Consider the following 12,873-nt stretch of genomic DNA (forward strand, 5'->3'; position numbering starts at 1 on the left):
AATCCGGGAGCGAAAGGTAAGATTAATCCTGATTCATCTGTCATTGGTCTGGATAAATGGGGTAAGCGCACTTATCTCCAACAGGAAAATAAGAGGTATATAGGAAGTCCCGGATCTTCCTCGGCACAGTCCCTTTTTACAAGTCCATCTCGATTCAGTAATAGATATCAGAAATAACGGAGGCGCCCTCCACCAGTAAGGTGGGGGGCGATAAAAAGGATGTTATGGAAGCTAATAAACAATTAATTCAAACAATTAATGACGTTGTCGCTACGACGCTTAATCGCCCACTGTCCGACATTCTACCTGATAAGCACCTTTGTTATGACTTGCTCGCTGATTCACTGGCTTTGCTTGATCTTGTGCTGGCTTTAGAGGATAAATTTAAAATTGAATATAAGGAAGAATATCTGGCTGAAACCGATCATGTTAGGGATTTGTATCGTGTTGTTACTAAATTATTGTGCCAATAGATGATTAGATAAGATCGCGAGTTGCAAAATGCATTATTATTTTATACAACTTAGGCGTTTACCGGGCAGCAGGACGCAACGTTATGTTTGTCTCAAACCTGCCTTGATGTATTCATACCTTATTGATAAGGCATGAAGCAAATACAGGAGTATACTCTCATCATAATTGAATCAGGATCTGCAGCGCTGCATTCTATATTCTAACGTCAGGTCTGATGGATCATTGTATTCATCCTTGATAACAAGGGTATGTGTTTCGTTATGTTACAGGTAAAAGAAAACCTTGAACTTACTAATAAAATAGTAGTGAGGTTGATAAACGGTATGCTACGTGGATGTGAGTTCACGCTAGCATCAGGCAGGACCTTATTTATTGTTAGTGATGACAATACTATTCGGCAGCAACATCAGGGAACCCTTTTACCCGACAGTACTATCTATATACCGGCGAAAGGTAATGATGTTAATTTTGAGATTCTGGTGCCTGATCAGGCTGATCAGCAGGTAATACTGAGGGAGCTGAAGGAAAAAGAAACGCCGGAAAGGATTATTGTCTCTAATGAAATCATCAGTATTGGCGGGCAAAGAATATGCTGGCGTCCTGAAGCTGTACCGTTTTCCGATGAGGTGCTGGCATATACCACTGACGAGGTCATACCGTCCTTCGGCCCACAAGATGATGAACCCAGGCGATTTGGATCCACGTGGTGGAAAGGGGCAATGGTATTAGGCATCGTCGGGTGCCTCTCCTTTGCAGGTTATACTTACCTCACCGAAACTCAGCGGCAAATCAACTCTGTATCTGCTTTTTTGGAAAGTGGCATCGGTAACTATCATATTGTTTACGGAAGTGATAAAAAAATCTATGCCCTGGCGCTCACCGATATAGCGGCCCAATGGGCACTTCAGACCATAGTTCGTACCCCCCAATCTTATCAGATGCAGGTACTGACACTAAAGGCAGAAGAACAGCGCATTAGCAAATGGATTGGGAGTAACTGGCCACAGGTTAAATTCCATCGCGTTATACTGGACGATCCTAAAAAACCTGTTCTGCAAATTAGTGCCGAACGCACCAGGCTAAGTGAACCAGAAAAAAAACGTTTGATAAATGCGCTGTCGGAAAGTATTCCATACTCAACCAGCGTGGTTATTGAAAATCTAGCTGATGTGAAAGTTAAAAATCTGGCGATTGAAGGGTTGAAGAAAATGGCATTGCTATTTACTGAAATCGACAATGGCAGCAGCACTACCTTCGTGATTCGGGGAGCCATCGAGGATGGGGAACTGGAACGGTTGAAAAATTTCATAACGAAATATTATCAGACATGGGGTGGCGAATATATACAGTTTGCACTGGAACTAAAAAATGACTGGCTGAAAGGCAAATCATATAAATACGGGGCGCAAGGCTATGTAAAACTCGCACCCGGACACTGGTATTTCCCAAGAAACATACAAAAGGATTTATAATATGAGTATTTCAAGAGTTGATGGAAATAACGCCGGCTGGAACGGTTTCTTATCCTCTACTTCCGATAGTTTCGATACCGGCGTGACTAAGCTTAATGAAGAACTGGCTGAGGCTCTGGATAAACTTAAGAGTGATCCTTCGAACCCTGAAAATCTAGCTAAATATCAGTCCCGTTTGTCGGAATATACTCTTTATCGTAATGCTCAGTCGAACGTTGTAAAAGTGTATAAAGATGTTGCATCCGCTATCATCACTAATTTCCGATAACCACATATTTTTACGGTAATAGACGATGAGTATTATAATTAACTCAATTCAGGCATTCTCTGGCCAGAATTCCGATATCAGCATGTCCGAAGCGTCACCGGTGTCGCTGGAAGATCGCATGCTTCAGGCCTATACCAGAACGGCATCTGACGCTCAGGCGGAACAGGCTGATGTTATCAGCAGATTGCAAATGCGGAACGTCATCTCAGATCCTGCTGAACTATTCAAACTGCAACAACGAACCTCAGATTACAATCTGCAGGTTTCCATGATCAGTACATTAACTCGCAAAGGTGTCAGTGCTGTAGAGACTTTACTGCGCTCCTGATAATGAAAAAAATTTATTTAGTTTTGCCATTAACCGTCCTTCTCCTTACCGGGTGTAAGCAGGAAGAGTTATTGAAAGGTCTCGATCAAAACCAGGCGAACGACGTTATTGCGCTATTACAGCGCAATAACATTCTGGCGATGAAAAAGGGGGCAATGAAAGAAGGTTTTAGCGTTTCGGTTGAACCGCGTGATTTTGCCGCCGCCGTGGATCTTATGGCGACCTATGGGCTACCGCGGCAGCCTGATATGGAAATAGCACAAATGTTTCCAGCCGATTCACTGGTCTCCTCTCCGCGTGCGGAAAAAGCGCGTCTTTACTCTGGCATAGAACAGCGACTCGCGCAGTCCCTGTTGTCTATTCAAGGTATTGTTTCGGCACGCGTCCATGTTAGCTATGATTTTGACGCAGGCGAGGGCGAAAGGAAAAAGAAACCGGTTCATTTATCGTCACTACTTAACTATGATAATCGTATCGTCGATACCACGCTTTTAATTGGCGATGTTAAGCGCTTCTTGAAAAATAGTTTCGATGATATAGATTATGACAACATCTCCGTGGTACTTTCAAAAGTGGATAATGTTCAACGCATTCCACCCGTTGCCTCATCAGCAAGCTCTCCTTCCCATACTTCATGGCTACTTATTGGCGGACTGCTGATACTGAGTTTGATGATGTTTTTCATGTTATTTGTAAAGAAAGGCAATCATTCTCTGGCAACAAAACTGAAAGGCCGCCATGGGTTTAAGAAGGAAGGTTTTCTCAATAAAACAGAAACGTTTAACGGACAGGCGCCAGGTAATAAGAATTCAACGGCCAGCGTTCACGAAAATGCGAGTCCTGAAGGGGATGAATTTGCTGTGAAGGGTGGGGATAATGTACGTTAATGTGCAGAGGATTGTGTATGATCCTGTTTCGTGGATTCATCCACAACGATTCTCAGTGCCTGAACAATTAGCCTCTGTCAGATGCCGCAGTATTTTGAATGACATTATTTTAAGCGAATATAAACTTTCAACCGGAGAGCTGGACCTCGGTAATAGTAAAGAATGCTATCTTGCCAATCATTGGTGGCTGTTATCGAGAGCAGCGTTTATGGCTATGTGTCAGCGTTATCGGTCAAGTCTCGCCTGGTATGGGAATTTGAGTAAGCTGGATAATATAACGCGGCAATTTGCACTGTCTGATATAACGGGATCCAATGATGAATTTAGTGGACGGTTCACATTTGACCAGCTCTGGGGGGCGGCTTTCCGGGAGTTACTGACATTCTGCGATCCTGTATCAAAGGTAATGAAAGAACGGATTCCCCTTTTGTTTCCCAGGGCGTGTCAGGACAATCTGCCCTCCTTTTTCCCATCGGATGATAATGAATTATTAATAAGAATGGCCATTCAACATGCAAGCCGAAACCAATAATTATCTTCTCCAGAAAGTACTGGAAAATGTCCTGGTGCCGGGATCTACCTTAAGGAAAATGAGGAAGAGTGATGATATTATCGCTAATGCGGAGTCCAGGGCCAGAAAAATAGTCAAAAATGCCGTTCGTGAAGGCGAAAACATTCGTAAAGAATCGTATCGTACAGGCTATGAACGCGGATTGCTGATATCCGTAGATTCTGTCTGTCAATACATTGATAACAGTGTTCAATATGCTGAGACACTCTATCTAAAAATAGAGAGTGATTTAAAAAATTTAGTAACGGAGCTTTTTGATGAAGAAAGCGTATTGCTGAAAATAGTCGATGAATGGATTGATACATTAGACAAGACAGATACTGATGCGCCTTTGAATATTCTTATGCCCTATACCAATCGGAGATTCAAAGTTAATCTCACGGAGGCTATCAAAAGTAAGCATCCCAGTGGCGCTATTTTTCAGTACCATCAGGAGCCTCGCTTTGTATTTAAGTATAAAGAACACCTGGCTGAATTCTACCCTGAAGAGCACATCGCTTCTACCGTTAAATCATTAATGGATAACTGCGATTTTTATCATGATTGTCAAAAAATTTCTACTGAGGCTATTCAGAATTTGCATCAACGTATTGCACTTTACTACCAGCCGGTTGAAGAAGTAACTAATATTACAGAAAATAAATGGGAGGGCGTAACGGATGACGGCAATTAATTTCCTTGGTGGGATGCAGTCTGGCCCCAGTAGCGCACATATAGACGAAATTCACTCACTAGATGATATCATGTCTAAAGAAACCTCAGAAGTAAGCTTTGGTTTTAAGCTGATGTATGAAGAATGGAAGCAGAAAATTCTTTTATCCGATGGAGTGAGTGATGAGCAAAATATCGACTGGTAGACACTCCCCCTGGTTAATGATGACTTTATCACTTTGTCTGTTAATGACCGGTTGTCAGTCAATGACAACGACTAAAGCAATCACGGCGCCAGGGCCCAAAGGCATTGAGAGTGAATTCTGTAGTACTAACGTGCCGACTATCTCGCCTGCATATCCGACTAGCTTCTATCAGGCGATGAACGAATGCGTCAATGCAGGCATGTTGGATAATGCGGTATTTTTTTACGCGCTAGCGGGGAGTTATACCTGGTATGATGCTATGCGAGTGAATACTCAGTATGCACGCTCAATCCATGGGCGGCTCCTGAAAGAAAGTGTTAATCAACTCGATGATGTTCAGAAGAATATGCTTTGGGATCAGATTCAGAAAGGGATGAAGGATCCGCATAAAAAGAGCGCGCTATGCCAGAAAGTGAAAGGTATTGGTGCGCCGGATTATCAGCCAGCTTATATGCTGATCAATCCCTCCGAAACTGATAGCCATGCTTTTTCAGAGATCATGAACTGGACTGAGGCGGTGAACAGTTATATGGAATGTCACAAATAGGATGATTTCGGACAGCTTTACAGTAACCCTGTGCTACCAGCAGGCTACTGGGGCAGGATCCTGCCCCAGTAGTGGTTTGTCGTGCCTCTGTCAGCTTTTCAGCGGCTTCAGCTCCAGCCCGTAGGTTTTTCCGTTTACCAGCACTTGCAGACACTGCGTGGCGCTATCAAAGGCACTCATGGCGGCCAGCTTGCCCTGAATAAGCAGTTCATCATCGTTGTTAAAACCGATCCCGACTTTATCCCTCCCCAACCAGTGTTGATGAAAGCAGTTATCAGCCGCGGCATCCAGCTGCTTAATCTCGGCTGCCGTAGCAGGGGTATACGCCTTATAAAAGCGGAAATGGATACCTGCGGCATAGCGATCGAAGGCGTTGGTGTCCATCAGCGCGATGCAGTAGCCGGTATATTTGGCGATTTTGACATACATTTTGATCTTCTCACCGCTGCTTCCCGGCTGTAACAGCACGCGCGTCACCGGCACGGACCCTTCACCGACCCAGCTGCCGATATAGTTCTTATCGCCGATTTTTTGCAGATAAATATCCGCGCCGCCCTCGGCGGTACGTTCCGTATAGCCTTTTTGAGTAGTGCCCGCGCTGCTGTAGAAGGCAGAGCCCACAATGCGGATATGTAGCTGGGCGGTATTTTGCGACAGGAAGAATTCTCCCAGGTAGAACCACTTCTCTTTATCAGAGCGGTTATCCATCCTGTCGGGTGAGGTAAGATACTGGTAGTTAACAGAACCATTAACGCTAATGCCGTGATTCTCAATTCGTACGTTGCCCATTTCGTATTCGGAGATTAAATCCCAGCGATCGCCTTTTTCTGAGAAATCCAGGCCCTCACCATTTTGCTGATTGAACTGAATATTGATAATTCGGCTGTAGTGACACGCCAGCGGGTTTTTACAGGTTTCAATATTCAGCGCGTGGAGGGACCAGTGGCCGTTGGAAATATTACCGGGATAATCGGTATGCTCAATCCAGCCGTTCCAGAGTAGCGACTGGGCCGCACGCTGAAGATCGATTGCCGGGTTGGTAGTGCAGTACTGAATATTGAAGTTTGACAGCTCAATGGCGGTAATATGATCCCACTTGCCGCTGGGGTTATTAGACCAGGTGGCATAAATCACCGTGCCGCTGCATTTTTTTGCGAACCACTGATCGATTTTACAGTCAAGCGTATCGATCAGGTCCAGCCCCCGTCCCCCCAGATTAATGAAGTTAATGCTGGTGACGCGAACAAACTGCCCCGCCGTGATAATATTTTTATAAAAACCTTTCGTATTCGGTGAACCGCTGCTGCTTTGGCCATCAACCTCCAGGCCGGAAATTACCATATAGCGTGCATTAACCCGGAACATCACCTCGCCATTTTTTTTATCTGAAATAAGCTTAGTAGCAGGGTAATAACCGGAATTGACATGTTCGCCGACCAGCCTGAAACGGCTGACCTCCTTGTCAGAAATATCGAAGCGGGAAATTAAAAAGGTGCCAGCAGGAAACTTAATGCCAATATTAGGATTATTAGCCTGCGACCAGTGCCACATGCGTTTTACTGCTTCCAGACAGTCAACTTTTCCACCCGGTATGGCGCCAAAGGCGATGACGTTAACGTCATTCTGGTCGTTGATTGATCGCTTCCAGCGCGCCCCTTTCGGGCTGACAATGGTTAAACCATAATCCTCTTTGCTAGTGGTGTCGCTGGCGTCGTAAACAAATACCCCGCCACCGTTGTTGCTACCTTTCGCATACTCCAGCACCACCACAATTTCTACCGGGGAGCGGGGTTCAAGGGCGCGCAGGGCAGCGATGTCTGCAACGGTGGTTAATACACCGTCCTCCACGCCTTTTAGCGACGCCAGTTCCAGAACGATTTTGCCGAACTCGATAACCTTACCATTCTGGTCGAGCACCTGTAGATTATTGTCGGGCTGGGCTGCGCGCACCGGCAGTTTTTTTACGCGACTGTTTTTTCGCTCAGGCGTCATAGTATTACCCTCGTTGTAAAGCGCAGGCTCGCGAAGCTTCCCGTGGCTGCTGGTTTTAATTTCTGATGTTCAATTATTTTTTATTGAAATATATAAAGGCTGTTGTCGGTTTTATTTTTCCGGGATGTTTATTTTAGAGCAGCGGAAAAAAGCTAACCTGATTTGAGTATGTACGTTAAATAATGCCTTCGCACGAGGTGGCTAAAATAATCAGGTTATTATTTTTGATGTGAAAAGAATATATTTTAAGCAGGGCGATGGAAGGGTAAAGCCAGCCTGGCTTCTTCCGCCCACGCGTGGACGCCTTCCCGCTCCTGTCGCAAAAAGTCTGCCACCGCGTCATGCAGACCTTCATGGCGCAGCAGGTGCCAGGATTCGGTGATAACCGGCTCAAAGCCTCGTACCAGCTTGTGCTCACCCTGAGCACCGGCGTCAAAGCGTGACAGGCCCTGCGCAATGGCATACTCCATCCCCTGATAGAAACAGGTTTCAAAATGGAGGTGGTTAAATTCTTCCAGGCATCCCCAGTAGCGGCCATAGAGCGATGAACCGCCTGCGAGGCTGAATGCCATCGCCACCGCCTGACCCTGCCGGGTTGCCAGCACCACGCGAATGGCCTCTGGCATCCTTTCCGCCAGCAGGCTAAAGAAGTGGCGGGTCAGGTAAGGGCGCTGTCCCCGTACCGCGTAGGTATTGGCATAGCAGGCATAAACAAAATCCCAGTGCGCCTCACTGAGCTGGTGACCCGCCCGCCAGCTAAACTCGAAGCCCTGGCTGGCAACACGTTCGCGTTCGCGACGGATCTGCTTGCGCTTGCGTGACATGAGCTGGTCGAGAAAGTCCTGAAAATCGCGGTATCCCGGGTTGCGCCAGTGATACTGGCAGCCGAGGCGCAGCAGCCAGCCCGGTTCATCCTGCATAATCGCGTGGGTGTGGGCATCGCTAAAGTTGATATGAGCGCTATGTCGCTGCTGCTGATGCAGGAAGTCCGGGATAGCCTGCAACAGTTTCTTTCCGGCCGCTGCCTCACCAAGCAGGCGGCCGCCCGTGACCGGGCTAAAGGGGACGGCGGCCAGCCATTTAGGATAATAGGGTATTCCGGCGCGCTGGCAGGCGTCTGCCCAGGCGTGATCAAACACGTATTCGCCGCGGGAGTGCGCTTTTCGGTAGCCGGGCACGGCGGCCAGCGCCTGGCCCTTCTCACACCACAGCAGGTGTTCCGGCTGCCAGCCGGTGCCTTTACCCAGGCAACCACTCTCTTCCAGCGTGCTGAGAAAAGCGTGACGAGTAAAGGGACTCGTGTCGGGAGTGAGGGCATCCCACTGGCTGGCAGGGAAATCGGCCAGCTGCGTCAAAAGAGTCAGTGACATCGGTGCGCTTCCTGTTTACGGCGGGTTGGGGCGACGACCTGGCGCGAATTATCTTCAGGCATGCTCAGATAAGGTTTCTGGCCGGGGTAGAATCGCTATGCCAGACGCAATGAGTCTACGTGAAGACGGCTTTTTGTACAAATCACCGGGCCGATCAGGCAGAGGCGTGCCGCCGTCAGGGTTCAATCATGGTTGGCCCGGCAATCCTTAACACATCATAAAACCAGGTTTTAGCGGTGATATCGCCGATTTCAGTATGACCGTAAAGGAAAACCTCCTGATTAGGCACCTGAAAGGGCAGTTCAAGAATGCGTCCATTACCCCGGCGGGCGTAAATTTTAGCGGCGCTGGAGGGCAGGGTAACCAGCAGCTCGCTGGAGGCGATAAGCTCGCCAAGGGCTGCAAAATGGGGCACTTCTACCGCAATCTCACGCTCAAAACCAGACTCTTTTAGTCGATCCTCGACAATATGATGGCCGCTGGTTGCTGACACAATGACGTGCTGCGCATCCAGGTACTCCTCCAGCGACAGCGTCTCGCCAATGCGGGGATGTTGGATATTCAGCAGGCAGACATAGCGCTCGTAGAGCATCAGTTCGCGCTGGGCAGAAGAGACAGATTCGTTACGGCTGCACAGCGCGGCATCAATACGGCCGGTCAGCAGCCACTCATCCAGCCGCTCCATATCCACCGGCAGCACTTCCAGCTGGATATTTGGTGCCACCTGCCGCAGCCAGGCTACCAGCTTCGGCAGCAGCAGTAGCTCCCCTAAGTCCGACAGTGCCAGCCGGAATTTATGCCGCGAGGTTTCCGGGGAAAAGGTACGCGTTTCCGCCACGGCTTTATCAATGCCGGTCAGCGATCTCTTGAACACCTTATACAGCTGGACTGCAGTGGACGTCGGCTCCATGCCGCTGCGGCTACGCTTAAACAGCTCATCATTAGTCTCATTGCGCAGCTTTGCCAGCGCGTAACTGGCTGAAGGCTGCGTAATAAACAGGCGGTTTGCCGCTCCGCTCACGCTGCGGGTTTCATAGATAGCCGTGAAGACGCGCACTAAATTGAGATCGAACATGATTAACCTGTATAGAGATTATCTATAAATGAACATTTATATTATCTATTTGAACTATTTTAAGCTTCTTTATACCATCCACGCCATTACATTTCGATTTGCCGCCGATTTTTCGGGCATATCAAATGATACCTCTTATAAATCAATAAACTATAATTATCATCGTTATTCCCCCTGCGGGAACGGCGGCGTCATATGCAGGATGACCGCCGAAGGAGAGAGCAAGTGAAAGGCGAAATTGTAGACGTAATTATTGACTGGATCGAAGAACACCTGGATGACGGGCTAAATATCGAAGCTGTCGCGGCGCGTTCAGGCTACTCAAAATGGCATTTACAGCGTGCGTTCAAAGAGAAAAAAGGCATGACCCTGGGCTCGTTTATCCGCTGCCGCCGCTTGGATCAGGCGGCGAAAAGCCTGGTCAGTTCGCATAAAACGATTATGACCATTTCAATGGATCTGGGCTTTTCCTCTCAGCAGTGCTTTCAGCGCGTGTTCAAAAAGCACTTTAACGTGACCCCCAGAGACTATCGCAATCAGTACCGCGAATTTCACTGAGTCCGACCTTCGCGCGCAGTGAACCATAACGGAAGAAGATAACGTATACTGTTGGCCGATCTCTTTCGCTTACGGAATGCTATGGAACGTTTCACTGAAAACCTTATTTATGCTTCGCGCTGGCTGCTGGCGCCCATTTATTTAGGCCTCTCACTGGGACTGCTGGCCCTGGCCATCAAGTTCTTCCAGGAGGTGTTTCACCTGCTCCCCAACGTACTGGCGATGGCCGAAAACGATCTGGTGCTGGTACTGCTGTCGATGATTGATCTGACGCTGGTGGGCGGTCTGCTGGTGATGGTGATGCTGTCTGGTTACGAAAACTTTGTTTCCAGATTAGATATCGCCGAACACAAAGAGAAGCTGAGCTGGCTGGGTAAGATGGACTCCGGTTCGCTGAAAAATAAAGTGGCAGCATCCATAGTGGCGATCTCATCCATCCACTTGCTGAGGGTGTTTATGGATGCGAGAAATATCCCTGATAACAAGCTGATGTGGTACGTGCTGATTCACCTGACCTTCGTTCTCTCCGCCTTTGTGATGGGCTACCTCGACGGCATGTCGCGCCGGGAAAAGAGCTCCACTCACTGATCCTCTCTGCCCGGTAGCCTGCGGGCCGTGCTGTTTTTCACCCTGATGATGGATATTGCTTGATCCCCGGCTGGAAATCGCATAAATAGCGGTAATTGCGCTTGAATCCTCTTTGTTACTGAGAATGACGGGAATGTCAGATGATTAGTCGTCGTCGGTTGATCCAGGGCACCGGCGCCGTGTTGCTTGCGATGACCACCGGTAAAATCTTTGCACGTGAGGATATTATTCCGCTCTGGCCCGACGATCCTCCCGGCGGCGGTGGGCCAGGCGGCAACCTGCACGTTTCGGCTAACGGGTCCTGGTCAAATATCGTCAGCCCCGCCATTCAGCGCTTCCAGCCCGCAGAGCCGAATGGGTCGGCGGTGCTGATTGCCGCCGGTGGCGGCTATCGCTGGATAGGCATGGGTGGGGAGGCCTGGCCGGTGGCGCGCTGGTTGAATGCGCGCGGCTATACCGCCTATGTACTGAGCTATCGCCTGCCGGGTGAAAAATGGCGGGCCGGAAGCTATGCGCCTTTGCAGGACGCGCAGCGGGCAATTCGGCTGGTGCGGTCAATGGAAAAGAAGGTGCATCTGCTGGGCTTCTCGGCCGGTGGCCATCTGCTTGGCCTGGCCGCCGCGCGCCCCGATTTTGCTTCCTACCCGGCTCAGGATCCCCTTGATAGCGTCATGCCCGTGGTGGACAGCGTGGGGTTAATTTATCCGGTGATTACCCTTGAGCCACCCTACACTCACACCAATACGCATCTTCAGCTGGTGGGGAAAAATGCCTCAAGAAATGAAGAGGCCAGCTGGTCGGTGGAAAACTATGTTACCCATCGCTATCCCCCAACGTTTTTGGCCCAGGCTGAGGACGATCCAATATCCAACCCGCACAACACGGTGATCATGCACGATACCTGCCGACGGATGGGTGTCTCCGTCGAGCAGATTAATATTACTCGTGGCGGCCACGGGTTTGGTTTGGGTAGGGCGGGTTCGCCTGCCGCTATCTGGGATGAAGCTTACGCGGTCTGGCTGGCCTCGCGGCGTTAATGTGATGTCAGGAAAGCCAGAAGGTCATCATTCAGCTGCTGCTGATGGGTCACCGCAAAGCCGTGCGGGGCATTTTCATACACCTTCAGCCGGGCATTTTTGATGGTCGATGCGGCCAGCCTGCCGGTCGCCTCAAAGGGCACCACCTGGTCGCCGCTGCCGTGAATAACCAGCGTTGGCACGTCGATTTTTGCGATATCCGCCCGGAAATCAGTCTCAGAAAAGGCAGTTACACACTCTACCGTCCCCTTCAGTGAGGCCAGCAGGGCAATATTAAGCGTCTGGGCCTTTACGCCGTCAGACACGCTCTGTCCTTTATTCAGGCCATAAAAAGGAGTGGAGAAGTCACTGATAAACTGCGCCCGATCCTTCAGCAGCCCGACTTTGATATCGTCGAAAACGGATTTATCCACGCCTTCCGGGTGATCGTCCGTTTTAATAAAGATCGGCGTCACCGCCCCCAGCAGGGCCAGAGCGCTGACGCGTTCGCTGCCGTAGCGGCCAATGTAGCGGGCGACGTCGCCGCCGCCCATTGAGAAGCCCACCAGCGTAATTTCACGCAGGTCAAGATGCTCAATCAGGTCATTAATATCCGACGCAAAGGTATCATAATCGTACCCTTCCCACGGCTGATCGGAACGGCCAAACCCACGACGGTCAAAAGCAATAGCCCGGTAGCCGCGTTGGGCCAGGAAGTTCATCTGGCTGTCCCACATATCGGCATCTAATGGCCAGCCGTGGCTGAACAAAACCGGTTTACCTTTGCCCCAGTCTTTAAAGTAGATTTTCGTGCCGTCTTGCGCGTTGAAGGTCGCCATGCATCGCTCCTCATATCCAGATGGGTTATCA

General features: G+C 49.1%; 16 protein-coding genes. 12 read left to right on the forward strand and 4 right to left on the reverse strand.

Annotation, left to right across the window (positions count from 1 at the left end; all coding sequences use genetic code 11):
* Nucleotides 1-224: 224 nt before the first annotated feature.
* The 9 genes from ACLRGG_RS06665 (at nucleotide 225) to ACLRGG_RS06705 (ending at nucleotide 5,404) form a co-directional block, all read left to right on the forward strand.
* The gene (locus ACLRGG_RS06665; RefSeq protein ID WP_416248983.1) at nucleotides 225-473 is read left to right on the forward strand and encodes a phosphopantetheine-binding protein; all 249 of its coding nucleotides are present in this window, start codon (nucleotides 225-227) and stop codon (nucleotides 471-473) included.
* 261 nt (nucleotides 474-734) lie between these two features.
* Nucleotides 735-1,946 (forward strand): PrgH/EprH family type III secretion apparatus protein, encoded by a 1,212-nt coding sequence (locus ACLRGG_RS06670; RefSeq protein ID WP_416248984.1) that lies wholly within the window; start codon nucleotides 735-737, stop codon nucleotides 1,944-1,946.
* Nucleotide 1,947: 1 nt separating this feature from the next.
* Complete coding sequence (locus ACLRGG_RS06675) at nucleotides 1,948-2,214, forward strand: type III secretion system needle complex protein (RefSeq protein WP_416248985.1); 267 nt, start codon at nucleotides 1,948-1,950, stop codon at nucleotides 2,212-2,214.
* 25 nt (nucleotides 2,215-2,239) lie between these two features.
* Nucleotides 2,240-2,542 (forward strand): type III secretion system inner rod subunit SctI, encoded by a 303-nt coding sequence (sctI, locus tag ACLRGG_RS06680; RefSeq protein ID WP_416248986.1) that lies wholly within the window; start codon nucleotides 2,240-2,242, stop codon nucleotides 2,540-2,542.
* 2 nt (nucleotides 2,543-2,544) lie between these two features.
* A complete protein-coding gene (locus ACLRGG_RS06685; protein ID WP_416248987.1) occupies nucleotides 2,545-3,429 on the forward strand; it encodes an EscJ/YscJ/HrcJ family type III secretion inner membrane ring protein in 885 nt (294 codons plus the stop codon).
* Nucleotides 3,419-3,961, forward strand: a complete 543-nt coding sequence (locus ACLRGG_RS06690; RefSeq protein WP_416248988.1) for an OrgA/MxiK family T3SS sorting platform protein — start codon at nucleotides 3,419-3,421, stop codon at nucleotides 3,959-3,961. The genes ACLRGG_RS06685 and ACLRGG_RS06690 overlap by 11 nt, the downstream gene beginning before the upstream one ends.
* Nucleotides 3,942-4,673 carry a hypothetical protein gene (locus ACLRGG_RS06695; RefSeq protein WP_416248989.1) on the forward strand — a complete coding sequence of 244 codons (732 nt, stop codon included), beginning with the start codon at nucleotides 3,942-3,944 and terminating at the stop codon, nucleotides 4,671-4,673. The genes ACLRGG_RS06690 and ACLRGG_RS06695 overlap by 20 nt, the downstream gene beginning before the upstream one ends.
* Complete coding sequence (locus tag ACLRGG_RS06700) at nucleotides 4,660-4,857, forward strand: hypothetical protein (protein ID WP_416248990.1); 198 nt, start codon at nucleotides 4,660-4,662, stop codon at nucleotides 4,855-4,857. The genes ACLRGG_RS06695 and ACLRGG_RS06700 overlap by 14 nt, the downstream gene beginning before the upstream one ends.
* Nucleotides 4,835-5,404: a hypothetical protein gene (locus ACLRGG_RS06705; protein WP_416248991.1), complete on the forward strand. Its 570-nt coding sequence runs from the start codon at nucleotides 4,835-4,837 to the stop codon at nucleotides 5,402-5,404. The genes ACLRGG_RS06700 and ACLRGG_RS06705 overlap by 23 nt, the downstream gene beginning before the upstream one ends.
* A 90-nt stretch (nucleotides 5,405-5,494) precedes the next feature.
* Here the strand turns inward: ACLRGG_RS06705 and ACLRGG_RS06710 are convergent, their stop codons facing one another.
* From ACLRGG_RS06710 to ACLRGG_RS06720, 3 genes are all read right to left on the reverse strand, one after another.
* Nucleotides 5,495-7,396, reverse strand: a complete 1,902-nt coding sequence (locus ACLRGG_RS06710) for a putative phage tail protein (protein ID WP_416248992.1) — start codon at nucleotides 7,394-7,396, stop codon at nucleotides 5,495-5,497.
* Between the two features lie 245 nt (nucleotides 7,397-7,641).
* Nucleotides 7,642-8,766: a GNAT family N-acetyltransferase gene (locus ACLRGG_RS06715; RefSeq protein WP_416248993.1), complete on the reverse strand. Its 1,125-nt coding sequence runs from the start codon at nucleotides 8,764-8,766 to the stop codon at nucleotides 7,642-7,644.
* A gap of 175 nt (nucleotides 8,767-8,941) precedes the next feature.
* Nucleotides 8,942-9,841, reverse strand: a complete 900-nt coding sequence (locus tag ACLRGG_RS06720; protein WP_416248994.1) for a LysR family transcriptional regulator — start codon at nucleotides 9,839-9,841, stop codon at nucleotides 8,942-8,944.
* Nucleotides 9,842-10,036: 195 nt separating this feature from the next.
* On the opposite strand from ACLRGG_RS06720, the gene ACLRGG_RS06725 reads away from it, so the two are divergent.
* From ACLRGG_RS06725 to ACLRGG_RS06735, 3 genes are all read left to right on the forward strand, one after another.
* Entirely contained in the window at nucleotides 10,037-10,399 is a 363-nt protein-coding gene (locus tag ACLRGG_RS06725; protein WP_416248995.1) for a helix-turn-helix domain-containing protein, read from the forward strand.
* A gap of 81 nt (nucleotides 10,400-10,480) precedes the next feature.
* Nucleotides 10,481-10,987 (forward strand): TIGR00645 family protein, encoded by a 507-nt coding sequence (locus ACLRGG_RS06730; RefSeq protein WP_416248996.1) that lies wholly within the window; start codon nucleotides 10,481-10,483, stop codon nucleotides 10,985-10,987.
* A gap of 140 nt (nucleotides 10,988-11,127) precedes the next feature.
* Nucleotides 11,128-12,024, forward strand: a complete 897-nt coding sequence (locus ACLRGG_RS06735; protein ID WP_416248997.1) for an alpha/beta hydrolase — start codon at nucleotides 11,128-11,130, stop codon at nucleotides 12,022-12,024.
* Here the strand turns inward: ACLRGG_RS06735 and ACLRGG_RS06740 are convergent.
* Nucleotides 12,021-12,842: an alpha/beta fold hydrolase gene (locus tag ACLRGG_RS06740; protein ID WP_416248998.1), complete on the reverse strand. Its 822-nt coding sequence runs from the start codon at nucleotides 12,840-12,842 to the stop codon at nucleotides 12,021-12,023. The two genes, ACLRGG_RS06735 and ACLRGG_RS06740, sit on opposite strands and share 4 nt — an antisense overlap.
* Between the last annotated feature and the right edge of the window lie 31 nt (nucleotides 12,843-12,873).

Origin of the sequence: Erwinia sp. PPS120 (assembly GCF_047918655.1) — a bacterium.
GTDB classification, from domain to species: Bacteria; Pseudomonadota; Gammaproteobacteria; order Enterobacterales; family Enterobacteriaceae; genus Erwinia; species Erwinia tasmaniensis_A.

Excerpts from the sequence above, each read along its gene's own strand:
- ACLRGG_RS06665 (WP_416248983.1), top strand. The coding sequence starts at position 225 with ATGGAAGCTAATAAACAATTAATTCAAACAATTAATGACGTTGTCGCT.
- ACLRGG_RS06670 (WP_416248984.1), top strand. The coding sequence starts at position 735 with ATGTTACAGGTAAAAGAAAACCTTGAACTTACTAATAAAATAGTAGTG.
- ACLRGG_RS06675 (WP_416248985.1), top strand. The coding sequence starts at position 1,948 with ATGAGTATTTCAAGAGTTGATGGAAATAACGCCGGCTGGAACGGTTTC.
- sctI (WP_416248986.1), top strand. The coding sequence starts at position 2,240 with ATGAGTATTATAATTAACTCAATTCAGGCATTCTCTGGCCAGAATTCC.
- ACLRGG_RS06685 (WP_416248987.1), top strand. The coding sequence starts at position 2,545 with ATGAAAAAAATTTATTTAGTTTTGCCATTAACCGTCCTTCTCCTTACC.
- ACLRGG_RS06690 (WP_416248988.1), top strand. The coding sequence starts at position 3,419 with ATGTACGTTAATGTGCAGAGGATTGTGTATGATCCTGTTTCGTGGATT.
- ACLRGG_RS06695 (WP_416248989.1), top strand. The coding sequence starts at position 3,942 with ATGCAAGCCGAAACCAATAATTATCTTCTCCAGAAAGTACTGGAAAAT.
- ACLRGG_RS06700 (WP_416248990.1), top strand. The coding sequence starts at position 4,660 with ATGACGGCAATTAATTTCCTTGGTGGGATGCAGTCTGGCCCCAGTAGC.
- ACLRGG_RS06705 (WP_416248991.1), top strand. The coding sequence starts at position 4,835 with ATGAGCAAAATATCGACTGGTAGACACTCCCCCTGGTTAATGATGACT.
- ACLRGG_RS06710 (WP_416248992.1), bottom strand. The coding sequence starts at position 7,396 with ATGACGCCTGAGCGAAAAAACAGTCGCGTAAAAAAACTGCCGGTGCGC.
- ACLRGG_RS06715 (WP_416248993.1), bottom strand. The coding sequence starts at position 8,766 with ATGTCACTGACTCTTTTGACGCAGCTGGCCGATTTCCCTGCCAGCCAG.
- ACLRGG_RS06720 (WP_416248994.1), bottom strand. The coding sequence starts at position 9,841 with ATGTTCGATCTCAATTTAGTGCGCGTCTTCACGGCTATCTATGAAACC.
- ACLRGG_RS06725 (WP_416248995.1), top strand. The coding sequence starts at position 10,037 with ATGCAGGATGACCGCCGAAGGAGAGAGCAAGTGAAAGGCGAAATTGTA.
- ACLRGG_RS06730 (WP_416248996.1), top strand. The coding sequence starts at position 10,481 with ATGGAACGTTTCACTGAAAACCTTATTTATGCTTCGCGCTGGCTGCTG.
- ACLRGG_RS06735 (WP_416248997.1), top strand. The coding sequence starts at position 11,128 with ATGATTAGTCGTCGTCGGTTGATCCAGGGCACCGGCGCCGTGTTGCTT.
- ACLRGG_RS06740 (WP_416248998.1), bottom strand. The coding sequence starts at position 12,842 with ATGGCGACCTTCAACGCGCAAGACGGCACGAAAATCTACTTTAAAGAC.